This window comes from Streptomyces sp. NPDC007264, from assembly GCF_042869095.1.
Lineage (GTDB): Bacteria > Actinomycetota > Actinomycetes > Streptomycetales > Streptomycetaceae > Streptomyces.
In genome coordinates, this window is sequence record NZ_JBIAFD010000011.1 from 97,685 (window position 1) to 122,865 (window position 25,181).

The 25,181-nt window shown below is 71.8% G+C and carries 23 protein-coding genes; 14 read left to right on the forward strand and 9 right to left on the reverse strand.

From position 1 onward, the window contains the following. Nucleotides 1-16 precede the first annotated feature (16 nt). The gene (locus tag ACFYMU_RS20320) at nucleotides 17-673 is read right to left on the reverse strand and encodes a MerR family transcriptional regulator (protein WP_388375165.1); all 657 of its coding nucleotides are present in this window, start codon (nucleotides 671-673) and stop codon (nucleotides 17-19) included. A 199-nt stretch (nucleotides 674-872) separates the two neighbouring features. Between ACFYMU_RS20320 and ACFYMU_RS20325 the strand changes: the two genes are divergently transcribed. From ACFYMU_RS20325 to ACFYMU_RS20340, 4 genes are all read left to right on the forward strand, one after another. Next, the gene (locus ACFYMU_RS20325; RefSeq protein ID WP_388374717.1) at nucleotides 873-2,435 is read left to right on the forward strand and encodes a flavin-containing monooxygenase; all 1,563 of its coding nucleotides are present in this window, start codon (nucleotides 873-875) and stop codon (nucleotides 2,433-2,435) included. Next, on the forward strand, nucleotides 2,432-3,358 hold the full coding sequence (locus ACFYMU_RS20330) for an alpha/beta fold hydrolase (RefSeq protein ID WP_388374720.1): 927 nt from the start codon (nucleotides 2,432-2,434) through the stop codon (nucleotides 3,356-3,358). Before ACFYMU_RS20325 ends, ACFYMU_RS20330 begins: the two co-directional genes overlap by 4 nt. Continuing rightward, nucleotides 3,355-4,239, forward strand: a complete 885-nt coding sequence (locus tag ACFYMU_RS20335) for an SDR family oxidoreductase (RefSeq protein ID WP_388374723.1) — start codon at nucleotides 3,355-3,357, stop codon at nucleotides 4,237-4,239. The genes ACFYMU_RS20330 and ACFYMU_RS20335 overlap by 4 nt, the downstream gene beginning before the upstream one ends. A 147-nt stretch (nucleotides 4,240-4,386) precedes the next feature. Next, nucleotides 4,387-4,638 carry a hypothetical protein gene (locus ACFYMU_RS20340; RefSeq protein ID WP_388374725.1) on the forward strand — a complete coding sequence of 84 codons (252 nt, stop codon included), beginning with the start codon at nucleotides 4,387-4,389 and terminating at the stop codon, nucleotides 4,636-4,638. A gap of 64 nt (nucleotides 4,639-4,702) precedes the next feature. Here ACFYMU_RS20340 and ACFYMU_RS20345 read toward each other — a convergent pair whose 3' ends face one another. Continuing rightward, on the reverse strand, nucleotides 4,703-8,071 hold the full coding sequence (locus tag ACFYMU_RS20345) for a S41 family peptidase (RefSeq protein WP_388374728.1): 3,369 nt from the start codon (nucleotides 8,069-8,071) through the stop codon (nucleotides 4,703-4,705). Nucleotides 8,072-8,254: 183 nt separating this feature from the next. Between ACFYMU_RS20345 and ACFYMU_RS20350 the strand changes: the two genes are divergently transcribed. Further along, the gene (locus ACFYMU_RS20350; RefSeq protein ID WP_388374731.1) at nucleotides 8,255-8,899 is read left to right on the forward strand and encodes a TetR/AcrR family transcriptional regulator; all 645 of its coding nucleotides are present in this window, start codon (nucleotides 8,255-8,257) and stop codon (nucleotides 8,897-8,899) included. A 103-nt stretch (nucleotides 8,900-9,002) separates the two neighbouring features. Beyond that, the gene (locus tag ACFYMU_RS20355) at nucleotides 9,003-11,228 is read left to right on the forward strand and encodes an MMPL family transporter (protein WP_388374734.1); all 2,226 of its coding nucleotides are present in this window, start codon (nucleotides 9,003-9,005) and stop codon (nucleotides 11,226-11,228) included. A gap of 74 nt (nucleotides 11,229-11,302) precedes the next feature. Here ACFYMU_RS20355 and ACFYMU_RS20360 read toward each other — a convergent pair whose 3' ends face one another. Further along, nucleotides 11,303-12,211 carry a hypothetical protein gene (locus ACFYMU_RS20360; protein ID WP_388374736.1) on the reverse strand — a complete coding sequence of 303 codons (909 nt, stop codon included), beginning with the start codon at nucleotides 12,209-12,211 and terminating at the stop codon, nucleotides 11,303-11,305. 256 nt (nucleotides 12,212-12,467) lie between these two features. Between ACFYMU_RS20360 and ACFYMU_RS20365 the strand changes: the two genes are divergently transcribed. Both ACFYMU_RS20365 and ACFYMU_RS20370 read left to right on the forward strand, forming a co-directional pair. Continuing rightward, on the forward strand, nucleotides 12,468-13,313 hold the full coding sequence (locus tag ACFYMU_RS20365) for a Scr1 family TA system antitoxin-like transcriptional regulator (protein WP_388375167.1): 846 nt from the start codon (nucleotides 12,468-12,470) through the stop codon (nucleotides 13,311-13,313). Then, complete coding sequence (locus ACFYMU_RS20370) at nucleotides 13,310-13,498, forward strand: DUF397 domain-containing protein (protein WP_388374739.1); 189 nt, start codon at nucleotides 13,310-13,312, stop codon at nucleotides 13,496-13,498. The genes ACFYMU_RS20365 and ACFYMU_RS20370 overlap by 4 nt, the downstream gene beginning before the upstream one ends. Nucleotides 13,499-13,708: 210 nt before the next feature. Here ACFYMU_RS20370 and ACFYMU_RS20375 read toward each other — a convergent pair whose 3' ends face one another. Both ACFYMU_RS20375 and ACFYMU_RS20380 read right to left on the reverse strand, forming a co-directional pair. Further along, nucleotides 13,709-14,011 carry a YciI family protein gene (locus ACFYMU_RS20375; RefSeq protein ID WP_388374742.1) on the reverse strand — a complete coding sequence of 101 codons (303 nt, stop codon included), beginning with the start codon at nucleotides 14,009-14,011 and terminating at the stop codon, nucleotides 13,709-13,711. 72 nt (nucleotides 14,012-14,083) lie between these two features. Further along, nucleotides 14,084-14,440, reverse strand: a complete 357-nt coding sequence (locus ACFYMU_RS20380; protein ID WP_388374744.1) for an SsgA family sporulation/cell division regulator — start codon at nucleotides 14,438-14,440, stop codon at nucleotides 14,084-14,086. 162 nt (nucleotides 14,441-14,602) lie between these two features. Here ACFYMU_RS20380 and ACFYMU_RS20385 point away from each other — a divergent pair, with 162 nt between their 5' ends. The 4 genes from ACFYMU_RS20385 (at nucleotide 14,603) to ACFYMU_RS20400 (ending at nucleotide 18,432) form a co-directional block, all read left to right on the forward strand. After that, on the forward strand, nucleotides 14,603-15,643 hold the full coding sequence (locus tag ACFYMU_RS20385; RefSeq protein WP_388374747.1) for an energy-coupling factor ABC transporter permease: 1,041 nt from the start codon (nucleotides 14,603-14,605) through the stop codon (nucleotides 15,641-15,643). A gap of 1 nt (nucleotide 15,644) precedes the next feature. Beyond that, complete coding sequence (cbiQ, locus tag ACFYMU_RS20390; protein ID WP_388374749.1) at nucleotides 15,645-16,406, forward strand: cobalt ECF transporter T component CbiQ; 762 nt, start codon at nucleotides 15,645-15,647, stop codon at nucleotides 16,404-16,406. Further along, complete coding sequence (locus ACFYMU_RS20395) at nucleotides 16,394-17,203, forward strand: energy-coupling factor ABC transporter ATP-binding protein (RefSeq protein ID WP_388374752.1); 810 nt, start codon at nucleotides 16,394-16,396, stop codon at nucleotides 17,201-17,203. The genes cbiQ and ACFYMU_RS20395 overlap by 13 nt, the downstream gene beginning before the upstream one ends. Nucleotides 17,204-17,274: 71 nt before the next feature. Then, a complete protein-coding gene (locus ACFYMU_RS20400) occupies nucleotides 17,275-18,432 on the forward strand; it encodes a serine hydrolase domain-containing protein (RefSeq protein ID WP_388374755.1) in 1,158 nt (385 codons plus the stop codon). Nucleotides 18,433-18,859: 427 nt separating this feature from the next. Here the strand turns inward: ACFYMU_RS20400 and ACFYMU_RS20405 are convergent, their stop codons facing one another. Together ACFYMU_RS20405 and ACFYMU_RS20410 are read right to left on the reverse strand one after the other, a co-directional pair. Beyond that, nucleotides 18,860-19,135, reverse strand: a complete 276-nt coding sequence (locus tag ACFYMU_RS20405) for a DUF1876 domain-containing protein (protein ID WP_388374758.1) — start codon at nucleotides 19,133-19,135, stop codon at nucleotides 18,860-18,862. A gap of 70 nt (nucleotides 19,136-19,205) precedes the next feature. After that, a complete protein-coding gene (locus ACFYMU_RS20410; protein WP_388374761.1) occupies nucleotides 19,206-20,093 on the reverse strand; it encodes an NAD(P)-dependent oxidoreductase in 888 nt (295 codons plus the stop codon). Nucleotides 20,094-20,333: 240 nt separating this feature from the next. Between ACFYMU_RS20410 and ACFYMU_RS20415 the strand changes: the two genes are divergently transcribed. Both ACFYMU_RS20415 and ACFYMU_RS20420 read left to right on the forward strand, forming a co-directional pair. Beyond that, nucleotides 20,334-20,651: a trypco2 family protein gene (locus ACFYMU_RS20415; protein ID WP_388374764.1), complete on the forward strand. Its 318-nt coding sequence runs from the start codon at nucleotides 20,334-20,336 to the stop codon at nucleotides 20,649-20,651. Between the two features lie 50 nt (nucleotides 20,652-20,701). Next, nucleotides 20,702-23,683: an NACHT domain-containing protein gene (locus ACFYMU_RS20420; protein WP_388374767.1), complete on the forward strand. Its 2,982-nt coding sequence runs from the start codon at nucleotides 20,702-20,704 to the stop codon at nucleotides 23,681-23,683. 98 nt (nucleotides 23,684-23,781) lie between these two features. On the opposite strand, the gene ACFYMU_RS20425 is transcribed toward ACFYMU_RS20420, so the two are convergent. Further along, the gene (locus tag ACFYMU_RS20425) at nucleotides 23,782-24,627 is read right to left on the reverse strand and encodes an EamA family transporter (protein WP_388374769.1); all 846 of its coding nucleotides are present in this window, start codon (nucleotides 24,625-24,627) and stop codon (nucleotides 23,782-23,784) included. Further along, the gene (locus ACFYMU_RS20430; protein ID WP_388374772.1) at nucleotides 24,624-25,169 is read right to left on the reverse strand and encodes a YbaK/EbsC family protein; all 546 of its coding nucleotides are present in this window, start codon (nucleotides 25,167-25,169) and stop codon (nucleotides 24,624-24,626) included. Before ACFYMU_RS20430 ends, ACFYMU_RS20425 begins: the two co-directional genes overlap by 4 nt. Between the last annotated feature and the right edge of the window lie 12 nt (nucleotides 25,170-25,181).

The following is a 25,181-nucleotide window of genomic DNA, read 5'->3' on the forward strand; positions in this document are numbered from 1 at the left end:
CGGGCCGACGGCGTCGCTACGGATGGCGGCCGCGCCGCTGTGCGCGGTGCTCCTCGTGCCGGCGCAGCCGTCGGTCCAGCGCCAGGGACAGTTCCGCCTCCGCCACGCTCTTCGCCAGGGGGCGCAGGCGCTGGACGTCCTCGGGGGAGCGGTGGGTGGTGGCCACCAGGTCCGTGAAGACGTCCGCGAGGGCCTCGGCGTGTTCCCGCACCCGGCGGGCGGCGGCCAGGACGTCGGCGAGCGGGATGCCCTCGCGCACCAGGGCCGCCGAGACCTCCAGCAGGCGGCGGCTGATGTGGACGATCTCGCCGCCGTCCGTGCCGAGGTAGCCGAGGTCGAGGGCCGCCGCGAGGTTCTCCGGCGTCGCCTCGGCGCCGAACACGTCGGCCAGGGCCTCGGGGGTGAGGCGCACCGGGATCTCCTCGGTGGGTGCGCCGACGCCGAGCAGGTCGCCGACGTCGCGTCCGTGGTCGAACGCCTCGGCCAGGTCCGCGATGCCGCTGAGGGTGTGGCCGCGTTCCAGGAGCGCCGAGATCGTGCGCAGCCGAGCCAGGTGCGTCTCGTCGTACCAGGCGATGCGTCCTTCCCGGCGCGGCGCCTGGATCAGCTTGCGCTCGCGGTAGAAGCGCAGGGTGCGCACCGTGATGCCGGCCTCCTCGGCCAGTTCCTCCATGCGGTACTCGCGCCGCTCCCCGTGGTCTGCCACTCCCGCACCCTACGTCGTACCCCAGGTAACTTTCCTCGGTCCGCCCCCTACCCATCGGTACGCCGCTGCCCTAACCTCCCATTGCGCCAGTGTTCACTGGCATGGTTGTGCGGGTCCGCCTGACCGGGCGTCAGGGGGCCGTGTCGTAAGGACCGGGAGGCTTCGGATGGCCGAGAACGAGCATGTGCCTCATGTACGAGTGGCGGTGGTCGGATCCGGGTTCGGCGGGCTCGGCGCCGCCGTGCGGCTGCGCCGCGAGGGCATCACCGACTTCGTGGTGCTGGAGCGGGCGGACAGCGTCGGGGGCACCTGGCGCGACAACAGCTACCCCGGCTGCGCCTGCGACGTCCCCTCGCACCTCTACTCGTTCTCGTTCGCGCCCAACCCCGACTGGCCGCGCACCTTCTCCGGGCAGGAGCACATCCGCGCCTACCTGGAGCACGTGACCGACGTCTTCCGGCTGCGTCCCCACATCCGCTTCGACTCCGAGGTGAAGCTGATGACGTGGGACACGGAGAAGCTGCACTGGGCGATCGAGACGAGCAGCGGACGGCTCACCGCGGATGTCGTCGTCTCCGCCACCGGGCCGCTGTCCGACCCGAAGATCCCGGAGATCCCCGGCCTCGACGGCTTCCCCGGCAAGGTCTTCCACTCCGCCCGCTGGGACCACGACTACGACCTGCGCGGCAAGCGGGTCGCCATGGTCGGCACCGGCGCGTCCGCCATCCAGATCGTGCCGTCCATCCAGCCCGACGTCGCGCACCTCACCCTCCTCCAGCGCACCCCGCCCTGGGTGCTGCCCCGCGTCGACCGCGCCATCAGCGGGTTCGAACGCGGTCTGCACCGCGCGCTGCCGTTCACCACCCGGCTGCGCCGCGGACTGCTGTGGGGCATCCGGGAACTCCAGGTCCAGGCGTTCACCAAGCACCCGGACGAACTGGGGCTGGTCGAGCGGATGGCCGGGCGCAACATCGCCCGCGCGATCAAGGACCCGGCCCTGCGCGCCGCGCTCACCCCCGACTACCGCATCGGCTGCAAGCGGATCCTGCTGTCGAACACCTACTACCCCGCCCTCGCGCGGCCCAATGTGGACGTGGTCCCCGCCGGGCTCAGCGAGGTCCGCGGGCCGACCGTCGTCGCCGCCGACGGCAGCGAGGCCGAGGTCGACGCGATCATCTTCGGCACGGGCTTCCACGTCACCGACATGCCGATCGCCGAGCGGGTCGTCGGCGCGGACGGCAGGACGCTCGCGGAGGCGTGGAAGGACGGGATGAAGGCCCTGCGGGGTGCCTCCGCGGCCGGCTTCCCCAACTGGATGACGATCATCGGACCGAACACCGGCCTGGGGAACTCCTCGATGATCCTGATGATCGAGTCCCAGCTGAACTACCTGGCCGACTTCATGCGGCAGCTGGACGTGCTGGGCGGACGGGTCGCGCTCGACGCCAGCGCGGGCGCCGTCGACGCCTGGAACCACACGGTGCAGGAACGCATGAAGCGCACGGTGTGGAACACCGGCGGCTGCACCAGCTGGTACCTCGACGCAGCCGGCCGCAACACCACCGTCTGGCCCGGTACGACCACGGAGTTCCGCAGCGCGACGCGACGCGTGGACCTCGCGGAGTACGAGGTGCTGAGGGCCCCGGCCGGCACCGCGGGGACCGGCGGGGCCGCGAAGGACACCGCAGACGACGAGAAGACCGCGACCGTGGAGGCGACGCGCGCATGAGCAGGCTCACCCATGTCACGAGCGGGCGGTACGCCCCTCCCGTCCCGGTCCGTGAGCTGTCCGTGGTCTCCGCGGACGGCGCCCGGCTGCACGTCGAGGTGCACGGTCCCGACGGCGCGCCCGCCGTCGTGCTCGCGCACGGCTGGACCTGCTCGACCGCCTTCTGGGCGGCGCAGATACGGGACCTCGCCGCGGACCACCGCGTGATCGCCTACGACCAGCGCGGGCACGGGCGCAGCCCCGCGAGCCCAGCGTGCAGCACCGAGGCGCTCGCCGACGACCTGGAGGCGGTGCTCGCCGCCACGCTGGAACCGGGGCGGAAGGCCGTCATCGCCGGGCACTCCATGGGAGGGATGACCGTGATGGCCGCGGCGGCACGCCCGCGCTTCCAGGCGCACGCGGCGGCCGTCCTGCTGTGCAGCACCGGGAGTGCGCGCCTGGTCGCGGAGGCGCGCGTGGTGCCGTTGCGCGCCGGGCGCGTCCGCACCTGGCTCACGGCGCGCCTTCTGGGCTCGCGCGCCCCTCTCGGTCCGGTCACGCCCGTCGCGAAGCGCATCCTCAAGTACGCGACCATGGCTCCCGGATCGTCCCCGGAGATGGTCGAGGCGTGCGCGCGGGTGGTGCACGCCTGCCCGCGGGGTGTGCGCCACGCCTGGTCGCTCGTGCTCGAAGGGCTCGATCTCGAGGGCGGTCTGAGGGAGTTGACGGTGCCGACGCACGTCGTGGTCGGCACCGCGGACCGGCTCACGCCGCCGGTGCACGCCCGGACGCTGGTCGCGGCGCTGCCGAACTGCGTGGGCAGCACGGAGCTGCCGGGGCTCGGCCATATGACACCGGTGGAGGCACCGGAGCTGGTGACCGGGAAGATCCGGGAACTTGTCACTGCGTACGCGGCGGATGCACGGATCGAGGAGGGCGCATGAGCAGGGTCGGTCTGGAGGGGCAGGTCGCGGTCGTCACCGGCGCCGCGCGGGGCGTCGGCGAGCTGCTGGCGCGCAAGCTGTCCGCGCGCGGCGCGAAGGTGGCACTCGTCGGCCTGGAGGCGGACGAGCTGAAGCAGGTCTCCGACCAGCTGTACGGGGACAGCGCCCACTGGTACGCCGATGTCACCGACCACGAGACGATGACGCGGGTCGCCCGGGAGGTGAAGGAGCGGTTCGGGAAGGTCGACATCGTGGTCGCCAACGCGGGTGTGGCGACCGGCGGCCCGTTCGCCGACTCCGACCCCGAGGCGTGGCGGCGGGTGATCGAGGTCAACCTGGTCGGTTCGGCGGTGACGGCCCGCGCCTTCCTGCCGGTGCTGACCGAGAGCCGTGGCTATCTGCTCCAGATCGCCTCGCTCGCGGCGATCACGCCCGCGCCCATGATGTCGGCGTACTGCGCGTCCAAGTCGGGTGTGGAGGCGTATGCGCACTGTCTGCGAACCGAGGTCGCGCACAAGGGCGTTCGGGTCGGGGTCGGGTATCTGTCGTGGACGGACACGGACATGGTGCGCGGCGCCGACCAGGAGGACGTGATGCGGGAACTGCGTCAGCGGCTGCCGTGGCCGTCCAACAAGACGTACCCGCTGGGCCCGGCGGTGGACCGGATCGTGGCCGGGATCGAGCGGCGGTCGAGCCATGTGTACGCGCAGTGGTGGCTGCGCGGCATGCAGAGCGTGCGCGGGTACCTGCCGGGGCTCATCGCGACCGTGGGGCAGCGGGAGATGCGGCGCTTCGAGCCGCGGCTCAGGGGGATGCGCACGGGGCTCGTCGGCGCCGGCGGGGAGGCCGACGAGACGCAGCGCCGCAGCGGGCGGCGCTGAGGGGCCGTACGCCGGGACTCCGTCCCTGGATCGCCGGGCGTGGCCAGGCATTTGTACGCTCCGTAATCGGTCGACATGCGTATTGTGTCCCGTCATGTCAGTCTGGTCGAGGCCCAATCCCCTCACCCACCACGGGAGTGAACTCACATGGGCATGAAGGACCAGTTCCAGGACAAGGCCGGGCAGATGAAGCAGCAGGCCAAGCAGAAGACGGAGCAGGCCAAGCAGCGTGGCCAGCAGAGCCAGCAGGGCCAGCGCGGTCAACAGGGTCAGCAGGGCCAGCAGGGTCAGCGCGGCCAGCAGGGCCAGCAGCACCGCGGCCGTCCCTCCTCCCCCGAGGAGTCGCGCCGGCCGCAGGACGAGGCGGAGGACCGCTTCAACCTGGACTACGACGCCTAGTCGCAGCGCTCGGCGTTGACCGGGGAACGGGGTGCCCTCCGCATGGGGGGCACCCCACTTCGCGTCAACGGGCCGGTCTCGGGGGGAGCTTCGGGCGCGTCCGGTCCGGGACCTTGCTGTAGTCCGGGGGGAGGGACGCCGGGTGGGCCTCGAGCAGCTCCAAGGCCAGTGCGACGGCGTCGTCCAGTTGCTTGTGCCGCCCCTCCGCCCAGTCCAGCGGCGTCCGCATGATCTCCAGGTCGGGCGCCACTCCGTGGTTCTCGACCGACCAGCCGTACGCGTCGAACCACGCCGCGTTCATCGGGACCGTGATCACGGTCCCGTCGCCCAGGCGGTGGCGGCCCGTCATGCCGACCACGCCGCCCCAGGTGCGCTGGCCGACCACCGGGCCGAGATCGAGCAGTTTGAACGCCGCCGTGATCATGTCGCCGTCCGAGGACGTCGCCTCGTCGGCGAGCGCCACCACCGGGCCGCGCGGCGCGTTCGACGTGTACGACACCGGCTGCGCGTTGCGCGTCAGGTCCCAGCCCAGGATCGTGCGGGTCAGCTTCTCGATGACGAGTTCGCTGATGTGCCCGCCCGCGTTGCCGCGCACGTCCACGATCAGCGCCGGCCGCGAGACCTCCTTCCTGAGGTCCCGGTTGAACTGCGCCCAGCCCGAACCCCCCATGTCCGGGATGTGCAGATACCCGCAGCGGCCGCCGCTCAGCTCCCGTACGACCGCACGGCGCTTGGCCACCCAGTCCTGGTAGCGCAACGTGCGCTCGTCGGTGAGGGCGATCACCGCCGCCCGCCGGGGTCCGCCCTCACCCTCCACGGGGGCGAACGTCAGCTCCACCGTCATGCCGCCCGCTCCCGCGAGCAAGGGGTACGGACCCTTCACCGGGTCCACCGGCCGTCCGTCCACATGGGTCAGGACGGCTCCCTCGCGGATGCCCGTACCGGCGAGCGGCGAGCGTGCCTTCGAGTCGGACGACTCGCCCGGCAGGATCCGCTTCACCACCCAACCACCGTCGCGACGGGCGAAGTCGGCGCCCAGCAGGCCCTGGTGGCGCTGGTAGTGCGGCGGGCCCTCGTTGCGCCGGGCGGGGGACACGTACGCGTGCGAGGTGCCCAGCTCGCCCAGCACCTCGCGCAGCAGATCCGCGAACTCGTCGGGCGAGGCGACCCGTTCGACCAGCGGCCGGTACTGCTCGAGGATCCCGTCCCAGTCGAGCCCGCACATGTCCGGTTCCCAGAAGTACGCCCGGATGAGCCGTCCGGCCTCCGCGTACGCCTGCCGCCACTCGGCCGCCGGATCCACCTCGTGCATGATGCGGCGCGCGTCGATCCAGACGGTCGTGTCGGCGTCGCCGGACTCGCTCGACGGAACCGCCCGCAGGTCGCCCTCGTCGACGACCACCAGCCGTGTCCCGTCCCCGCTCACCGCGAACCAGTCCAGATGGCCGACGAGTTCGGACTTCTTCGCCTTGCTGATGGTGAAGTGCTCCAGGGTCGGCCGCCCGGAGGTGTCGTCCGGGTTCACGAACGTCTCGCCCAGTGCGCCCGAGATGGGCCAGCGCAGCCAGACCAGGCCCCCGCCCGCGACCGGGGACAGCGCGGAGTACTTCGACGCGGCGACCGGGAACGGCGTCACCCGGCTCTCCAGCCCCTCGGTCTCGACAGTCACCACCCCGCCGCCCTCTTCCTCCTCCTCCAGCGGATCGAGGCCGCCCGCCGCGGGCCGTCCCTCCGGGTTCAGCGCGAACGGGGAGGGGGTCGCGGACGACAGGGGCACCAGGTACGGGCGGCAGCCGAGCGGGAAGGAGAGGTCCCCGGTGTGCACGTCGTACACCGGGTCGAAGCCGCGCCAGGACAGGAAGGCCAGATAGCGCCCGTCCCGGGTGAAGACCGGGTTCTCGTCCTCGAAGCGGCCGTTCGTCACGTCGACGGTCAGGCCGTCCTTGATGCGCGCCATCCTGATCTGCCGCAGGGACCGGCCGATCCCGGGGTGCGACCAGGTCAGCCATGCCCCGTCCGGGGAGAACGCCAGGTCCCGCACCGGCCCGTTGACCGAGCGGACCAGCTCGGTGACCTCACCGTCCGACTCTTGGGCCGCCCCGGCGCCGCCCCCTTCGGCGGCGGCCTCCTCACCGGCGGCCTCCTCACCGGCGGCCTCCTCACCGGCGGCCTCCTCGGCCGCCGCGGCCTCGTCGGGCACGGTGATCAGCAGCAGCCGCCCGTCGTGCGAGGCGATCGCGAGCCGCTCGCCCTGGGGGTCCGACACCAGCTCCAGTACGCGGCCCAGCGCGCCGGAGGCCAGTCGGCGCGGTGCGCGGTCGCCGGATGCCCGCGGGAGGTACGCGATCTCGATCGCGTCCTCGCCCTCCGCGTCGGTGACGTACGCGATCCGCCCGCCCACGCCCAGCATCTCCGGCAGCCGGACGCGCACGCCCGGGGTGTCCGTGATCGTACGGGCCGGACCGTCGCGATGCGTGAGCCAGTACAGACTGCCGCGGACGACCACCGCGCTGGCCCGCCCGGTCTCGTCGACGGAGATCCCGTCGAGGTGCTGGGCGGCCGGCACCTGGTAGGCGCGCCGCCCCGCGCGCGGCCCGCCCAGACGCACGTCGAGGCGGCGCGGAGCGGACGTGGGCGAGAGGTCCTCGACGATCCACAGATCGCCCGCGCACTGGTAGACGACGCGTGTGCCGTCGCTGGCGGCGTGCCGGGCGTAGAAGGCGTCGTGGTCGGTGTGGCGACGCAGGTCGGAGCCGTCGTACGCGCACGAGTACAGGTTCCCGACGCCCTCGTGGTCGGAGAGGAAGGCGATCCGCCCGCCGACGAACATCGGCGAGTCGAGGTGGCCGTCGAGTCCGGCGAGCAGTCGCTGCCCGTGCAGCCACAACCGGCCGGTCGCGCCCCCGCGGTAACGCTTCCAGGAGGCCGGTTCGTGCGGCGGGGTGCCGGTGAGCAGCAAGGTCTTGCGCGCGCCGTCGACGTCGGCCACCGCGATGTCCGAGACGGGGCCCCAGGGCAGCTTGCCGCCGGGGTCGCCGTCGGTGGAGACCTTGTAGGCCCAGGTGTAGTAGGAGAAGGGCTCGCCGTGCGAGGCGACGGCGAGGAGGTCGCCTTCCGGGGTCCAGCCGCACACGCGTGTGTCGGTGCTGCCCCAGTACGTGAGCCGCCGGCCCGGACCGCCGTCCACCGGTGTCAGATGGATCTCCGGGACGAGGCTGCGCCAGCTCGTGTACGCGATCCGGCGCCCGTCGGGCGAGAAGCGGGGGTGGCCGATCTTCGTACGGTCCACGGTGAGCCGCCAGGCGCGCCCGGGTGCGTCCAGCGGGGCCACCCACAGGTCGTCCTCGGCGGCGAAACACAGGCGGTCGCCGTGCAGGTGCGGGAAGCGGAGATAGCCGGAGGCGTTTTCGTACACGTCGCTCGCGTCGCTCACCCACCCATGCTTGTCCGCCGGGCGGGGCCCGGCAACTCGTAGGCCGATGGGGTGACAGAGGCCGTGACCCAGAACACGTACGAAACCGTTTCGTTTCGATATGGGGCGGGGTAGGGTCGGTCGTGTACGAAACCGTGTCGTCCGGAGCCCTCCGCTTCGGACGCGGAGCGGAAGGCGAGAGGCATGGCCGGTGTGCTGAAGGGCGCGACGACGCCCGCTCAGGACGAACAGCCGGCGCCCGCGCCGGGACGGCGCAGCCGGATCACGCCCGAGCGCGAGGCCGAACTGTACGAGGCCGTCCTCGAACTGCTCCGGGACGTCGGCTACGACGCCCTCACGATGGACGCCGTGGCCGTCCGCACCCGGTCCAGCAAGGCCACCCTCTACCGCCAGTGGGGCGGGAAGGCCGAACTGGTCGCCAAGGCGATCCGGAACTGCAAGCCGGGCGGCATCGGCGATGTCGACACCGGCTCCCTGCGCGGCGACTTCCACGCCCTCGCCCGGCGTGAGGACGACTGCGCCATGGAGCAGAACTCCGCGCTGATGCGGGGCCTTGCCATGGCGATCCACCACAACCCGGACCTGCTGCGGGCGTTCAGGGAACTGCTCGTGGAACCGGAGATGAAGGACTTCCGCAACGTGCTGCAGCGCGCCGTCGACCGGGGTGAGGTCCGCGCCGACAACCCTGCGCTCGACTTCGTGGTGCACATGCTGATCGGAGCCTTCGCCACCCGCGCGCTGATCGAGGATCAGCCGCCGACCCAGGCGTTCCTGCTGTCGTACATCGACGCCGTGGTCCTCCCCGCCCTCGGCGTGCCCACCCCCTGACCCGTCCCCCCAGCAAGCCCTCCACCTGACGTCACCGCTCACGTCGTCGGGCTGATCACCCCTGCCCTGAAGAACCTCACGACCTGACCGGGAGTACGTCCTCGTGGCCACATTCCTCCATCGACTCGGCCGATTCGCCTTCCGGCGACGGCACGTGGTCGCCCTCGTCTGGGTGGCGCTGCTCACGCTCGCGGGCGTCGGCGCCGCCGGCGCCCCCGCAGCGGGCTCCGCCTCGTTCTCCATCCCCGGCACCGAGGCCCAGCGGGCCTTCGACCTGCTGGAACAGCGCTTCCCCGGCATGAGTGCCGACGGAGCCACCGCACGCGTCGTCTTCAAGGCGCCGAGCGGCCGGAAGGTGACGGCCGCGGAGCAGAAGGCGGTCGTCGAGAAGACCGTCGGGGAACTGCGCGACGGCTCCGAAGTCGTCTCCGTGGCGGATCCGTTCACCGCGCACGCCGTCAGCAAGGACGGCACGGTCGCCTACGCGCAGGTGAAGTACGAGGTCTCCGGCATGGAGCTGAAGAACACCTCGAAGGACGCCCTGAAGGCGGCCGCACAGCACGCGCGGGACGGCGGGCTGACCGTCGAGGTCGGCGGTGACGCGCTGGCGGCCGTACCGGAGACGGGTGCCACGGAGGTCATCGGCATCGCGGTCGCCGCGGTCGTCCTCGTCATCACCTTCGGCTCGCTGGTCGCGGCCGGGCTGCCCCTGCTCACCGCCCTGGTCGGCGTCGGCATCGGCGTCTCGACGATCACCGCGCTGGCCGATGTCCTGGACCTGGGCTCGACCACCTCCACCCTGGCGATGATGATCGGCCTGGCGGTGGGCATCGACTACGCGCTGTTCATCGTCTCCCGCTACCGCGCCGAGCTGGCCGAGGGCCGCGACCGCGAGGAGGCGGCGGGCCGGGCGGTCGGCACGGCGGGCTCCGCGGTGGTGTTCGCGGGCCTGACCGTCGTGATCGCGCTGGCGGGCCTGGCCGTGGTGAACATCCCCATGCTGACCAAGATGGGTCTCGCCGCGGCGGGCACGGTCGCCGTCGCGGTCCTGATCGCCCTGACGATGATCCCGGCGCTGCTGGGCTACGCGGGCCGCAGGGTCAAACCGGCGGGCGAGAAGAGCAGGCTGCTGGGCGGCCGCCGGACCACCGCCGCGCGGAACAGGCCGAACATGGGCGCCCGCTGGGCGAGCTTCGTCGTGCGGCGCCCCCTCGCCGTGCTGCTCCTCGGCGTCATCGGGCTCGGTGCCGCGGCGGTCCCCGCGTCCTCGCTGGAACTGGGCCTGCCGGACGACGGTTCGCAGCCGACGTCCACGACGCAGCGCCGGGCGTACGACCTCCTCTCCGAGGGCTTCGGCCCCGGCTTCAACGGTCCGCTGCTGGTCGTCGTCGACGCGAAGGCGAGCGACGACCCGAAGGCTGCGGTCACGACGGTGACGAACGACATCAAGCGCCTCGGGAACGTCACGACGGTGACGCCCGCGACCTACAACAAGTCCGGCGACACGGCCATGATCACGGTGATCCCCGGCTCCAAGCCGTCCTCGGCCACGACCGAGGACCTGGTGCACGGCATTCGCGCCAAGGGTGCCGGCATCACGGCGGACACCGATGCGAAGCTGCTGGTCACGGGTACGACGGCGATGAACATCGACGTCTCGCAGAAGCTGAACGACGCGCTGATCCCCTACCTGGTGCTGGTGGTGGGCCTCGCCTTCCTCCTCCTGATCGTGGTCTTCCGCTCGATCCTGGTCCCGCTGAAGGCGGCACTCGGCTTCCTGCTCTCGGTGACGGCGGCGCTGGGCGCGGTGGTCGCGGTGTTCCAGTGGGGCTGGCTCGCCGGTCTCCTGGGCGTCGAGCAGACCGGTCCGATCATGTCGATGATGCCGATCTTCATGGTGGGCGTGGTGTTCGGCCTGGCGATGGACTACGAGGTCTTCCTCGTCACCCGCATGCGCGAGGCGTACGTCCACGGCGAGAACCCCGGCCAGGCGATCGTGACCGGTTTCCAGCACGGCGCACGGGTCGTCACCGCCGCCGCGGTCATCATGATCGCCGTGTTCTCCGGCTTCATCGGCTCCAGCGAGTCGATGATCAAGATGATCGGCTTCGGCCTGGCGATCGCGGTGTTCTTCGACGCGTTCCTGGTACGGATGGCGCTCGTCCCGGCGGTCCTCGCCCTGCTGGGCCGAAGGGCCTGGTGGCTCCCGAGGTGGCTGGACCGCGCCCTGCCGAACGTGGACGTGGAGGGGGAGGCGCTGCGGACGTCGGCCGACGAGGAGCGCAGGGACCCGGACGAGGACCAGGACCGGGAGCTGGCACGGGTCTGAGCGAGAGCCCCTGAACAGCGGCAGGGCGCCCCACGGGTCGTGGGGCGCCCTGTTCCGTGTTCCGTGACGGACCCTCAGCGCTGCTCGTCGCCGCCGGGTTCGTCGTCCGGCGCGAACACCTCGGCGGCGGAGGCGGCGGTGATGGCGCGGTCGAACCAGCGGGCGAGGGTGTCGAGGTCCTTGCAGGAGGTGACGCGGTCACGGTCGGCGTCGGAGAGGGGGATGCCGCGGCGCTCGAGGATGCGCAGTACGTCGGCGGCCCGGCCTTCGGCCCGGCCTTCGTCCCGGATCTCCTCGGACAGCCATGAGGTGAAGAAAGAAGTGTCCACGGCCACCAGGTTCCTCCAGATTTCGGCGGCCCGGGTCTTCTCGCCCAGGCCCTGAGCTGTCAGTTCTACGTAGGTCATCGTGGCCTCCGGGTCGGAGACCTTCAGAGTTTTCAGGGCTACGGACAGTGCTCTGAGTATGACACCGATGTTGTGATCACGGCTGTGCACCATGACGGACAAGACGGCCATCTGAATGTCCTTGGCCGCCTCCGCGGGGTCGCGGACGACGGGTACCTCGTCCGGTCCCAGGACCAGGGGGCGCACGGTCAGGGCGGGCCACTCCGGTGGGCCGATGTCCACGGGGCGCGACGCCCACGCGGCGGTGCTCCAGTCGTTGCAGACGACCATGAGGAGCGGGGGCAGCCTGTACTTGGCGTAGACGTGGGCGAGGTAGTAGGCCCAGTTCCCGGGCTTGTCCGGGTCCTTCTTTCCCTGAGCCTCGATGGCGAGAAGAAATGTGCCCTTCGCCGTCTCCATCTTCAACAGTGTGTCGACACGCCGTTCCAATGGGCGGTCCTCGGTGAGGTCGGTCGGGAGTTCGGCGGTCGAGGTCGGGTCGCCGAACGGGAGGCCGAGCATCCGTAACGCGCGGGCGAGAAGAGCGGGTTCTTTCTGGAAGATCCTGTGCATGGCTTCGTGCTGAGAGCTGACCACGGCGGAAAGCCGTCCTTTCGTGAGGAACGGCTGCGAGCATATGACAGGCAACTAGTCCTAAATCCAGCTCAATTGGGAATAGTCACTCTTGGGAGTGAAAGATCAGCCGGTATGCGGTTCGGTCGCTCAGAGCGGCGGAGCGTGCAGTGCGGTGAGTCGTGACGCGGTGTGTGGGAGGGGGCTGTCCGGTGTCTGCCCGGCGCTGTCCCGGCTGTCCGCGGTGCCGTACGGGTACCGGTGCGCGTTGGAGGTGAGCATGAGCGAGGGTGCGGACGAAACAGGTTGGGACGTTCGGCCGGGGGACGAGATCGCTCCGGTGGTCGAGGCCGTCGGCCGGCTGGTCAGGTTGTGCCGTGAGGCGGCCGGGATGCGGGCGGTCGAGTTCGCCGAAAGGATGGGGTACGGCGAGGACCTGATCCGCAAGGTGGAGCGCGGGGCGCGGATCCCGCGGCCGGAGTTCCTGGACAAGGCGGACGAGGTGCTGAAGGCGAGGGGGTACCTGAAGGCGTTCCGGGAGGACATGCAGAGGGCTCGCTATCCGAAGAAGGTGCGGGAGCTGGCGCAGTTGGAGGAGCGGGCGGTCGAGCTGTTGATGTACGGCAACCACAATCTCCATGGGCTGTTGCAGACGGGGGAGTACATGCGGGCGCTTCTTGCAACGTGGCGTCCGGTCTACTCGCCGGAGGAGTTGGAGCGCATGGTGGCTGCACGTATGGCGCGCAAGTCTGTGTTCGAGCGGTCTCCCGCACCTGAATTCAGCTTTGTTCAGGAAGAGGTGACGCTTCGTCGGCCGGTCGGGGACACAATGGTGCTACGTCGGCAGCTCGAACACATGCTTGACGTAGCCCAGTTGCCGTTCGTTGAGCTTCAGGTGATGCCGACCACCCGTGCGAACCATCCGGGGACGGGAGGTCGGATTCAGGTGCTGAAGTTCAATGACGGCACGGGAGTCGGCCGCACCGATGGTGACTTCGGAGGGCGTCCTGTCTCTGATCCGAGGCAGCTCCGTGTCCTGGAACTCCGATATGGCATCATCCGGGCTCAGGCGCTCACGCCAGAGGAGTCTCTGGCCTTCATCGAGCAGACGCTGGGAGAGCTATGAGGACCCTGGAACTCCACTGGTTCAAGAGCAGCTACAGCGACAGCAGTAACGGCAACGACTGCGTGGAGGTCGCGATAGCCCCCGCCGTCATCCACATCCGCGACTCAAAGATCCCCAAGGCGCCGCACCTCACCGTCACTCCCGCCGTCTGGACGGACTTCGTCACCCACGTCTCCGGAAGCTGACCGCAATCACATTGCGGTGCAGCACGGCGGCGACCTGCGCACTCGCGTCCGGCGCCCGGATGGGCCGTACCTCGTGCGCCTGGGGTCCGGCCGTGCACCACCTCCTCGGTGACGGCACCGGCCTGCCGGTTCCTGGCGGTATCCGAAGGCCTTCCGAGGCCACCTCGAGAGCCCCGGGGTCTGGGTCGGGAACGGTCCGGTCCGGCCCCGTCAGGACGACGGAAGCTGCTGACGGTAAGGGGTCAGCGGCGGAGCCGTCTTGGTGGCGAGGAACTCGATGATCCGGTACTCGGCCACCCCCTCCACGACGCACGGGTCGGTCGCCATGAGGGTCTCCACGGCCGCACGGCTCTCGCCGACCGCGACGATCACTCCGCCGTCGCGCGGCACCTTGCGGCCCGAGGCGAGGAAGACCCCGGCCTCGTACTGCCGGTCCAGCCATGCGACGTGGTCCGCCAGGGCCTCGTCGACGCGTTCGGCCGGGGCGATGTAGGTGAGTTCGAGGATGAACATGCCGGTCAGCCTGGCCAGTGTGCCCGTCGGCACCGCGGCACGGCCCAGGGGCGCGGACGGGAGTCCGGTCTTCTAGGACCCCCGCCGCGAGAGGACCCCCGCCCCCGCCAGATACGTCCGCTGCAGGAAGCGGATCAGGGCCTTCGACTCGAACTGCACCACTTCGACGCCCGTCGCCGTGTGGAACTCCATCACCGCCTGCACGCGGCCGCACGGCCAGATGTGGACGTCGCCCTTGCGTGTCGGTGCGCGCAGTCCCTTCTCCAGGAGTTCGAGGGAGAACGTCCACTCGTGCGGACCCGGCAGGCCCACGTGGACCGAGCGGGGATCCGCGTCGGGGTCGTAGCGGAGGAGGGCGGGGACGGGATCGAGGGATTCGGGGGAGTCGGTGATGACGTGGGCGCGTGCGTACTGTTCCACTACGGACATCGGGACGACTCCTCACGTTGCGTCACCAAAGCAGAAGCTGTGATTCCGCTACCTCTCAAATGTCGCATATGCGGATAAAAACCGCTCCTGATGTGGACGGGGTCTCTTCCACGACCTCCTGGCTCTTGCAAGGAGTTCGCAATAGCGGGGTATCCTCGAGCGGTGCATGTGCCCGACGGATTCATCGACGCTCCCACCTCCGCCGCGACCGGACTCGTCGCCGCGGGTGCCCTCGCCGTCAGCCTCAGGGGTGCCCGGCGGGAACTGGACGAGCGCACCGCCCCGCTCGCCGGCCTGGTGGCCGCGTTCATCTTCGCCGTGCAGATGCTGAACTTCCCGGTCGCCGCCGGGACCAGCGGACATCTGCTCGGCGGCGCGCTGGCCGCCATACTCGTCGGACCCTGGACCGGGGTTCTGTGCGTGTCGGTCGTGCTTCTCATGCAGGGCATCCTGTTCGCCGACGGCGGCCTCACCGCCCTCGGCGTCAACATCACCGACATGGCGATCGTGACGACCGTCGTCTCCTACACCGTCTTCCGTGTCCTGGTCAGGCTCCTTCCCCGTGGGCGCCGGTCCATTACCGCCGCCTCCTTCCTCGCCGCCCTGGTCTCCGTCCCGGCCGCCGCCGTCGTCTTCACGCTGATCTACGCGGTCGGCGGCACCACCGACGTGTCCATCGGCAAGGTCGCCACCGCGATGATCGGCGTCCACGTCCTCATCGGCATCGGCGAGGCCGTCATCACCGCCCTCACCGTCGGCGCCGTCGTCGCCGTACGGCCCGATCTCGTGCACGGCGCCCGGGGCCTGCGGCAGCGGCTCAAGCTGCGGGTCGGCGGTGAGCTGGTCGACGCGCCCGCCGCCCAGCCCGTGCCCGTCGCCGCCCGCTCACGCCGCACGCTGTGGATCACCGGCCTCGTCACGTCCCTCGTCCTCGCCGGCTTCGTCAGCTTCTACGCCTCCGCCAGCCCGGACGGCCTGGAGAAGGTCGCCGTCGACCAGGGCATCGCCCACACGGCGCGGAAGCACGCGTCCTCCGACTCCCCGCTCGCCGGCTACGGCGTCAAGGACGTCGCCGACGCTCGGCTCTCCGGCGGCCTCGCGGGCGTGATCGGCGTCGGGGGCACCGTCGTCGCGGGCAGCGCGGTGTTCTGGGCCGTGCGCCGCCGCCGTACCGCCGACGCCGAACCCTCGCAGGCGGGCTGACATGGGAGCGGGACACACGCACAGGCTCTACCGGCACGGGCACTCCCCGGTGCACGCGCTGCCGCCGCACACCAAGCTCGCCGCCGTCTTCGCCTTCATGGTGGTCGTGGTCTCCACCCCGCGGGAGGCGATGTGGGCGTTCGCGCTGTACGCCGTCCTCGTCGGCCTGGTCGCCCGTGCGGCCCGGCTGCCCGCGGGGTTCCTGCTGCGGCGGCTGCTGATCGAGGTCCCGTTCGTCGCCTTCGCCGTGCTCATGCCGTTCGTGGCCGGGGGCGAGCGCGTCGAGGTCCTCGGGCTGTCACTCAGCACCAGCGGGCTGTGGGGGGCCTGGAACGTGCTCGCCAAGGGCACGCTCGGCGTCGCCGCATCCGTCCTCCTCGCCGCCACCACCGAACTGCGCGAACTGCTCCTCGGGCTCCAGCGGCTGAGGCTGCCGCCGCTCCTCGTGCAGATCGCGTCCTTCATGATCCGCTACGGCGACCTCATCACCGACGAGATGCGCCGGATGCGGATCGCGCGCGAGTCGCGCGGTTTCGAGGCGCGCGGCATCCGTCACTGGGGCGTGCTCGCGAAGTCCGCGGGCGCCCTCTTCATCCGCTCGTACGAGCGCGGCGAGCGCGTGCACCTGGCCATGGTCAGCCGGGGGTACGCCGGTTCCATGCCCGTCATCGACGAGGTGACCGCGTCCCGGGCCCAGTGGTCGTACGCCCTCGCCCTTCCCCTCACCGCCCTCGTCGTCTGCCTGCTGGGATGGACCCTGTGAATCCTTCGCCGCCCCCTTCGCCGCCCCCTTCACAGCCCCCTTCAGAGCCCCCTTCACTGGACGTGGCCGGGCTGGCCTTCGCCTACCCCGACGGTCACCAGGCCCTCTTCGGCGTCGACTTCTCCCTCGGGCGCGGTGAGCGGGTCGCGCTGCTCGGGCCGAACGGCGCCGGGAAGACCACGCTCGTGCTGCACCTCAACGGCATCCTGAGCGGCGGCACCGGCACCGTGACGGTGGCCGGGCTGCCCGTGGGCCGGAAGCACATGGCCGAGATCCGCCGCAGGGTCGGCATCGTCTTCCAGGACCCGGACGACCAGCTCTTCATGCCCACGGTCCGGGAGGACGTGGCCTTCGGGCCCGCGGCGGCCGGCCTCAAAGGCGCGGAGCTGGAGGCGCGCGTCCACCGGGCCCTGGCACAGGTCGGCATGGCGGACTTCGCGGACCGACCGCCGCACCACCTCTCCTTCGGCCAGCGGCGCCGGGTGGCCGTGGCGACCGTCCTCGCCATGGAGCCGGAGATCCTCGTCCTGGACGAGCCGTCGTCGAACCTCGACCCCGCCTCACGGCGCGAGTTCGCCGACATCCTGCGGTCGCTCGACGTCACTGTCCTCATGGTCACGCACGACCTGCCGTACGCGCTGGAGCTGTGCCCGCGCTCGCTGATCCTCAGCGAGGGGGTGATCGCCGCGGACGGGAAGACGGCCGACCTGCTCGCCGACGAGGCGCTCATGCGCGCGCACCGGCTGGAGCTGCCCTTCGGCTTCGATCCCCGTTCGGTGCGGGCGGCGACGGGGTGAGACACCGAGGAATCGACGGCCGTACGCGTGTGTTCCCCCCACGGACGCAGGCGAGTGAAGGGAATACGGGCGTGGACGCGCACGGCGTGGTGGCCGAGGGCTTCGAGCCGGTCAGGGAAGCGTTCGTACGGAACTTCGAGAAACTGGGGGAGCACGGCGCGGCGGTCGCCGTGTACCGCGACGGCCGCAAGGTCGTCGACCTGTGGGGCGGCGCGCGCGACGTGGACGGCGCCGAGCCCTGGGAGCACGGCACCGCGCAGATCGTGCGCTCGGCGACCAAGGGGGTCGCGGCGGCCGTCCTGCTGATGCTGGCCGAGCGCGGGGAGCTGGACCTGGACGCGCCCGTCGGCCACTACTGGCCCGAGTTCAAGGCGCACGGCAAGGAGCGCGCGCTGGTACGGCACGTCCTCGCGCACCGCGCCGGCGTACCGGCGCTCGACCGGCCGCTCACGCCCGCCGAGGCGGCCGACCCCGACCATGCGGCGCGCGTGGTGGCCGCGCAGGCACCCGCGTGGGAGCCCGGCACGGACCACGGCTACCACGCGCAGACGTACGGCTGGCTGACGGGCGAACTGGTGCGGCGGGTCACGGGCCGGTCCATCGGCGCCTGGATCGCGGACGGGATCGCCGGGCCGCTGGGCCTCGACCTGTGGCTGGGCCTGCCCGAGGCCCAGGCCCACCGCGTGGGCCGGGTCGGCCCCCTGGGGACACCCGCCCAGGACGGCACCCTGCGTGTCCGGCCCAAGCGTGCGGTCGCCGAGGCGTACGCGGACCCCGGCAGCCTCACCCGCCGTGCCTTCGCCGCCATCACCCCGCTGCCCGACGAGAACGACCCCGCCTACCGCGCGGCGGTGCTGCCCGCGTCGAACGGCATCGCGACGGCCGAGTCCCTCGCGCGCTTCTACGCGGCGCTGAGCGGCGAGGTCGACGGGGTGCGCCTGGTCGCCCCGCGGACGCTGGAGGAGGCCCGCGCGGAGGCGTCGGCGGGACCCGACCGGGTGCTGGTGGTCACCACCCGCTTCGGCCTCGGCTACATGCTCCACGGCAGCGCCTCCCCGCTCCTCGGCCCCGGTTCCTTCGGCCACCCGGGCCGCGGCGGCTCCCTCGGCTTCGCCGACCCTGGCTCGGGCATCGCCTTCGGCTACGTCACCAACGGCTTCCGCACGAGCGTGACGGCGGACCCGCGGGCACAGGCCCTGGTACGGGCGGTGCGCGCCTCACTGCCCTAGGCACTGCCGACGCGGACGCCCCGAGGCGGGTGCGCGGGCGAGCGGGACGACGCGGTTCGGCGCGCGGCGGGACGACGCGGTGCGGCGCGCGGCGGGGCGACGCGGTGCCCGCGCGGGAAGGGGCCGTGCGGGGCGGGCTCGCGCGGCGGGACGACGCAGTGCCCGCGCGGGTGGGCCGGCGCGGCGCCTGGGTGGGTGGGCCGGCGCAGTGCCCGTGCGGGTGGGCCGGCGCGGCGCCTGGGTGGGCGGGCCGGCGCCGTGCCCGCGCGCGCGGCGGGAAGGCGCCGTGATGCCCGTGTGCGGCGGGGCGACGCCGTGATGCCCACGCCCGCCGGGCCGGCGCCGTGCCGCGTGCCGCGTGCGGCGGGGCGACGCGGTGCCGTACGCCTCGTCGACGCACGGGCGGCGTCACCGGCCGCCCGCCCATTCAGTGCGTCAGGGGACGCGACGTCCTGCCCGACGCCTCGTCGATCTCGTCGTGCGCCTTCGTGAGCAGCTGCATCGCGAGCTCGTTGAGGGCGCGCGCCCCCGCGATCTCCTCCCCGACACGCGGCTGATTCGCGTCGGAGAAGTGGCGGCTGGCGTGCCCGCGGGCCCGTACCTCCCGGCCGTCGGGAAGCCGTACCAGTGCCGCCGCCCGCGTGTGCAGGTCGTCCTCCTCGAACTCGAGCTCCACATGCCATCCGACTGTGGTGTGCATCATGACGATCACCTCCGGAACCGCTGATTCCAGGGTGCTCCTCCTCGCCGCCCGACGCACGGCACGGCCCCGCTCAGCGGTCGCCCTCGTCGAAGCTGGCGAAGTAGGAGGCGGCCATGTCCTCGTCGCCGTGCCCCTGGGCGGCGGCGCGGGCGAGTCGTTCGGCGCTCGCGGTGGCCACGTCGAGGCGGACGCCGTGCTGCTCGCCGGCCCGGACGATCAGCCGGGCGTCCTTCTCCGCCGTGGTCACCGCGAAACTCGCCGGGGACAGCCGGTCGTTCAGGACCAGATCGGTCTTGGCGTGCAGATACCCCATGTCGAGCGGTCCGCCGGCGATGAGGTCGAAGAACGCCTGCGGGTCCACGCCCAGGCCCTTGGCCAGGGCCAGCGCCTCGCCGGCCGCCGCGGTGACCGCGAGGACCCAGCTGTTGGCCACCAGCTTGAGGCGGCTGGCGCTGCCCGTCGTGCCGTCCTCACCCGTCCACACGGTGCGGGCGCCCACGGCGTCGAACACGAGCGACACCGTGTCCCGGTCCTCGGCGGGGCCGGCGGCCAGGACGGTCAGCTGCCCGGCCTCCGCGGGCCGGCGGGTGCCGAGCACGGGGGCGTCGTAGAAGACCAGGCCGTGGTCGCGGGCGAAGCCGGCCAGCTCGCCGGTGGCCTCGATGCCCGCCGTGGTCGACTGCACCCAGTCGGCGCCGGTGCGCAGGGCGGGCGCGGCCTCCCGCATGACCTCCAGGACGGCGGCGCCGTCGTGCAGCATGGTCAGCACCACGTCGGCGCCCTGCACGGCCTCCGCCGGGGTGTCGGCGACGTGCACACCGTCGGCGGCCAGCGGCTCGGCCTTGGCACGGGTGCGGTTCCAGGCGCGGACGGTGTGTCCGGCGCGTGCGAGGTTGCGGGCCATGGCGGCCCCCATGATCCCGGTGCCAAGGACGCTCACGGTGAGATTGTCGGTCATGACGTCAACTTCCTGATCCGTACGAAGCGTGGTTGCGTGCCGGCACGCCGGCGCCTGCGTGCCGGGCGCGCTGCGACCGTGCGACGGCCGGGGAGTCCCTGCCGGGCGTCCCCGTGGGGGTCGAGGCGGCGCCGGTTCCCTCCGGCTCATGCAGGAGATTGTCGCTCCGGGGTCTCTCCGCGGCAGCCAGCCACTACCCTGCCAACCTGACGGCATCTCATCAAACCGGGGGAACGACTCATGTCGCAGGAGCCGTGGGCGGGGCTGTCCGAGGCCATCAGCGCGATCCGGGCCGAACTGGAGCAAGCCATGACCGACGGTCACGGGCATGCCGTCCAGTTCCGCACCGGGCCGGTGGAGATGGAGTTCGCCGTGGACGTGAAGAAGGACTCCCAGGCCGGTGCGAAGGTGTCCGTCCTGCCCTGGAGCGCCAGCGCCGAGGCCAAGGCCGGATACGCAGCCGGCACCACGTCCCGGCTGAAGATCACCTTGCATCCGGTCGACGAGCACGGCCGGGACCAGAAGATCGGCGCCCGCACCCCGCGGCGTCCCCGGTAGCACGCCCCCAGGCGTTCGCTCGGTGAGATGCGGAGGACGGGGGCCCACGGATGGACGTGCAACGCGTGATGGAGATCTGGGATCCGGCAGGCGAGACCGCCGGAACCGGCTACCTCGTCGCGGATCACCTGGTGCTGACCGCTTACCACAACATCGAGCACGCGGGATCCACCGCTGCGCGCGCGGTGGAGGTGCGGCGGCTCGCTCCGCACGGGGAGCAGCAGGCCGCGTGGGCGGCGGCCGAGGTGCTGTGGCCGACGCAGCCTCCCGACATCGAGCGGGACCCGCACTCGGATGCCGCCCTGCTGCTGATCACCGACTCGGGGTGGCAGCCTCCGGTCTCCGCGTCACCGGTGCGTTGGGGACGTCTTCCCGCGCCCTCACCGGGTGCCGTCGCGGACCGTATCGCCTGTGTCGCGGTGGGCTTCCCGCAGGCCGAGGAACGGGACGGCACGCGCGACACCAAGCACATCGGCGGGCGCATCGAGACCCTGAGCGGCCTGAAGTCCGGGCTGATCACGGCGCACATCGACGAGGTCGCCACCCCCAGTGCGGCCGGTGGGCGATCGTCCTGGTCAGGGGCATCCGGGGCCGCCCTGTTCTGCGGGAACCTGCTCACCGGGGTGCTGACCACCGACCGGACCGGGAACTATCCGGGCAACCAGCTCGTCGCCGTCCCGCTGGCCACCCTCGTCGGCCGCCCCGGCTTCAGCACCACCGTGAGGGCCGCAGGCAATCCGCTGTCGCTCGAGGACATCACCACCCGGGCCGGCGGCAGCACCGTCCACGGGCTCGTCACGGTCGGCGAACCGGCCGCGACCAGCCTGGAGCGTGCGGCGGTCCAGTTACGGGAGGACGTCCTGTCGAGGGCGCGGCACGCGGTGGCCCGTCTCGGCCTGCAGCGGCCGTCCTTGATCGAGATCTCCTGGAAGGGCAGCAGCCGACCTGTCCAGCCGTCGCAGGAAGTGTTGGGTGTCGTCCCAGAGGATCTGCACGGCACGGTGACCCGGATTCCGGAGACCTGCAGGCGGCTGCCCCGGCATCAGCTGGTCGTCCTGGGAGGACCCGGTACGGGCAAGAGCGTCGCGGCGATCCACCTCGTTCAGGACCTGACCGAGAATCCCCAGCCCGGTGATCCGGTCCCGGTGCTGATGCCGCTGTCGTCCTGGCGTCCGGCGATTCCCCTGCGGGAATGGATCGTCCGGCAGATCAGGCAGAACAGCCCCGGACTCACCGATCGACGGAGGTTCGGGCCGGACCCGGCCGCCAGGCTGTTCGCCGCGAGCGCTGTGATGCCGGTGCTCGACGGACTGGACGAGCTGCCGGAGCTGTTGCGTGTCCGGGCCGCCGAGGCGATCGACAGGGTGATCCCGAACGGCTGCTGGCTGATGGTCACCTCTCGTGCCACGGAGTACGAACAGGTATGCAGTGCCGGATCTCATCTCACCAGGGCCGCGGTGGTGGAACTCGAAACCGTGGGCGCGAAAGCCGCGATCACCTACCTGAGACAGTCGAAGGTGAGCGGTGACGACCGCTGGAATCCGGTCTTCGACGCCATGCGCGGGGAACCGGAGTCGACCCCGGCCCGGACGATGGCCTCACCCTTGATGCTGTACCTGGCTCAGAAGACCTACCGGGCACGCCTCACCCAGCCCGGAGAACTGGCGTCGACGACGCGTTCCCGGGAGGAGATCGAGGACACGTTGCTGAGCCGGTACCTTCCAGCCGTCTACACGGACGATCCGCCCAGTCGCTACGGGGAGAACCGGGCCAGGCGGTATCTGGCGCTGTTGGCACGTCAGATGCGACGCGACGGGACCGCCGACTTCGCCTGGTGGCAGCTCAACGCCGGGCTGACGGGTCCGCTGGTCGGCCTCGCGTTCGGCTTCGTGTGGGGCTGGTTCATGGAGGTCCTGTTCGGCCCGGTGCTGGGAGTGCTGACCGGACTGTTCGCCGGACTCGGCGGTTGGGCGGCCCATGGGCTGGTCCGGGCCGAGCTGAAGCAGGTGTATGTGCCGCAGCGCGCCGTGCACGGGCCGAAAGCCCTCATCCGCCGGTACAGGCTCATCGGCTGTGCTACGGCGCTGGGGGTCACCGTCGCCACAGGAGCCGGCGTGGCGCTGTGGCTTTCAGAGGTCGTCCAGGCCGGGGCACCGATCGCCCGGTACTACGGCGCGATCGTCGGGGTGGCCTTCGGCGCGGCCACACTGCTCGGCTCGGCCTGGGGTTCCTACCAGGCCTCCCGCCTGTGGTTCTGGTCGACGGGCCGGCTTCCCCGGCGGCCACTGCCCTTTCTCGAAGACGCCCACGCGCTCGGTGTGCTGCGTCAGATCGGCGCGGTCTACCAGTTCCGGAACGAGCGGCTGCTGAGTCAGCTGGCCGGCAGCGCCGCCGAGAAGCCCTCCCGGTCGGTCTACGGCGACTGGAACGACAAGTGGCGACGGTGGAGACCGCTCCTGCCCCCCTTCGCCAGTCTGGCGCAGGTCGGTTCGGCTCTTGTCGGCCTCGCACTGATGTCCATGGCGTACTACTCCAGCACGCTCATCGGCTTGAACTACCACTCCGGGGACGAGCCCGCTGTCCGCGTCGACGGATCCGTCTGCCCGGGTGTCCCCGCCTGCCCCGGCGTGCCGATCATGTCGTGGAAGCTTCCCCAGGGGGCGACCCGCCGCACGCTCTGGCTGCCCGACAGCCTCAACGACCGTTCCTTCCGGAAGTGGAGCGGCACCATCGAGGCCGGCGGCTGCGGCGGAGGAGTGGTCGAGGTGAGGCTGGCGCTGGCGGGCGAGGCGCCCGTGGCCTTCACCGTGAAGGACTCGGCACAGGCCCTCATGCCAGAACTGCCGCGGCCGGTCCGCCCGCGGCGCCGACCGGTCTCCCTCACCCTGCGACGAGTGGACGACCGGCCCTGCTCCCTCCTCGTCGAGTGGACCGGTCCCGGACTCGTCGACGACGGCCTGGAGCCCGCCCGCAGACGGCTGGGTGTCGATGCAGGCGCACCCGGGTCCCGGGAGGCGGGGAACGGGCGGTGAACGAGACCCGTGCCGACACCGGCGGTGCCGGACACCGCGAGGTGAACGTGCCGGCCGGCCCGGACACCGCGAGGTGAACGTCCCGGCCGGCCGGTCGGCTAACCGGCGTGCAGCATCAGACCGATCCCGACCACGAGCAACCCGGCCGCCGCGATCCGCGGCACACCGAACCGCTCCTTGAAGAAGACCGCGCCGATCGCCGCGCCGACGATGATCGAGGACTCGCGCAACGCCGCCACAGGGGCCAGTTCCGCCCGGGTCTGGGCCCACAGGACGAGGGCGTACGCCACCACGGACAGCGCCGCGCCCAGCAGCCCGAGCACCGCGAACGGCCGCAGCGTGCCGGGCAGCTCGCCCCGCCACCGGTGAGCGGCGTACGCGGGGAGCACCACCCCCTGCACCGCCATCAGCCACGCGATGTACCCGAAGGACGTCCCCGACGCCCGGACGCCCAGCCCGTCGACCACCGTGTACGCCGCGATCGTCAGGCCGGTGGCGAGCGCGGCGCCGATGGCGGGCCGGTTCGGCCGGTGGCCGCGCAGACCCCACAGCGCGACCCCGGTCAGCCCCGCGCACGACACGGCGATGCCCGTCGCCGCCCAGCCGTCCGGCACCTCGTGCGCGAACACCGCCGCCAGCACGGTGACCACCAGCGGTGCGGTGCCGCGCGCGAGGGGATACGCCTGCCCGAAGTCGCCGAGCCGGAAGGACCGCATCAGCAGCGTGTAGTACGCGATGTGGATGCCGGCGGAGGCGAACAGGTACGGCCAGGCCCGTGGCGCCGGGAGCGCCGTGAACGGGATCGCGGCCAGCCCGATGAGCATCCCGCCGCCCGCGATCAGCGTGAAGCCGACCAGCTTGTCGGTGATGCGGTGCGCGATCGCGTTCCAGCCGGCGTGCGTGACGGCGGCGAGCAGCACCGCCGCGGTGACGGCCGGTGTCACGCGGACTGCTCGCGCACGTCCACCAGTGTGCCGCCCGCGTGGGCGATCAGGGTCTTCGGGTCCATCGGGAACACGGTGTGCGGGGTGCCGGCCGCGGCCCACACGGTGTCGTGCGCGAGCAGCGAACGGTCGGCGAGCACACGGGTCTTCGTACGGTGCCCGAAGGGCGGCACGCCGCCGATCGCGTACCCGGTGGTCTCCCGCACCATGTCGGCGTCCGCCCGGGTGACCTTCCCGGCCCCCAGTTCCTCCCGTACGCGCTCCACGTCCACCCGGGACGCCCCGTCCATGAGCACCAGCACCGGAACACCTCCCCCGAGCTCTCGGCTCCGCTCGGCCAGGGGGGATTCCCATGCGGCGAAGACGAGCGACTTGCAGATCTGGCTCAGGTCGCACCCGATCGCGGCGGCGGCCTCGGTCGCGGTGCGGGTCGCGTCGGGGAAGCGGCGGATGCGGGCGTGGAGTTCGCCGAGTCCCAGCTCATCGAGGGCCTCGGCGAAACGGGGGTGGGCTCCGGAGCCCCCTGCGGCGGTCGTCGTCATGAACCGTCACGC

Coding starts and splice junctions, on each gene's coding strand:
- ACFYMU_RS20320 (WP_388375165.1), bottom strand. CDS start 673: ATGGAGGAACTGGCCGAGGAGGCCGGCATCACGGTGCGCACCCTGCGC.
- ACFYMU_RS20325 (WP_388374717.1), top strand. CDS start 873: ATGGCCGAGAACGAGCATGTGCCTCATGTACGAGTGGCGGTGGTCGGA.
- ACFYMU_RS20330 (WP_388374720.1), top strand. CDS start 2,432: ATGAGCAGGCTCACCCATGTCACGAGCGGGCGGTACGCCCCTCCCGTC.
- ACFYMU_RS20335 (WP_388374723.1), top strand. CDS start 3,355: ATGAGCAGGGTCGGTCTGGAGGGGCAGGTCGCGGTCGTCACCGGCGCC.
- ACFYMU_RS20340 (WP_388374725.1), top strand. CDS start 4,387: ATGGGCATGAAGGACCAGTTCCAGGACAAGGCCGGGCAGATGAAGCAG.
- ACFYMU_RS20350 (WP_388374731.1), top strand. CDS start 8,255: ATGGCCGGTGTGCTGAAGGGCGCGACGACGCCCGCTCAGGACGAACAG.
- ACFYMU_RS20365 (WP_388375167.1), top strand. CDS start 12,468: ATGAGCGAGGGTGCGGACGAAACAGGTTGGGACGTTCGGCCGGGGGAC.
- ACFYMU_RS20370 (WP_388374739.1), top strand. CDS start 13,310: ATGAGGACCCTGGAACTCCACTGGTTCAAGAGCAGCTACAGCGACAGC.
- ACFYMU_RS20375 (WP_388374742.1), bottom strand. CDS start 14,011: ATGTTCATCCTCGAACTCACCTACATCGCCCCGGCCGAACGCGTCGAC.
- ACFYMU_RS20380 (WP_388374744.1), bottom strand. CDS start 14,440: ATGTCCGTAGTGGAACAGTACGCACGCGCCCACGTCATCACCGACTCC.
- cbiQ (WP_388374749.1), top strand. CDS start 15,645: ATGGGAGCGGGACACACGCACAGGCTCTACCGGCACGGGCACTCCCCG.
- ACFYMU_RS20395 (WP_388374752.1), top strand. CDS start 16,394: ATGGACCCTGTGAATCCTTCGCCGCCCCCTTCGCCGCCCCCTTCACAG.
- ACFYMU_RS20405 (WP_388374758.1), bottom strand. CDS start 19,135: ATGATGCACACCACAGTCGGATGGCATGTGGAGCTCGAGTTCGAGGAG.
- ACFYMU_RS20410 (WP_388374761.1), bottom strand. CDS start 20,093: ATGACCGACAATCTCACCGTGAGCGTCCTTGGCACCGGGATCATGGGG.
- ACFYMU_RS20415 (WP_388374764.1), top strand. CDS start 20,334: ATGTCGCAGGAGCCGTGGGCGGGGCTGTCCGAGGCCATCAGCGCGATC.
- ACFYMU_RS20420 (WP_388374767.1), top strand. CDS start 20,702: ATGGACGTGCAACGCGTGATGGAGATCTGGGATCCGGCAGGCGAGACC.
- ACFYMU_RS20430 (WP_388374772.1), bottom strand. CDS start 25,169: ATGACGACGACCGCCGCAGGGGGCTCCGGAGCCCACCCCCGTTTCGCC.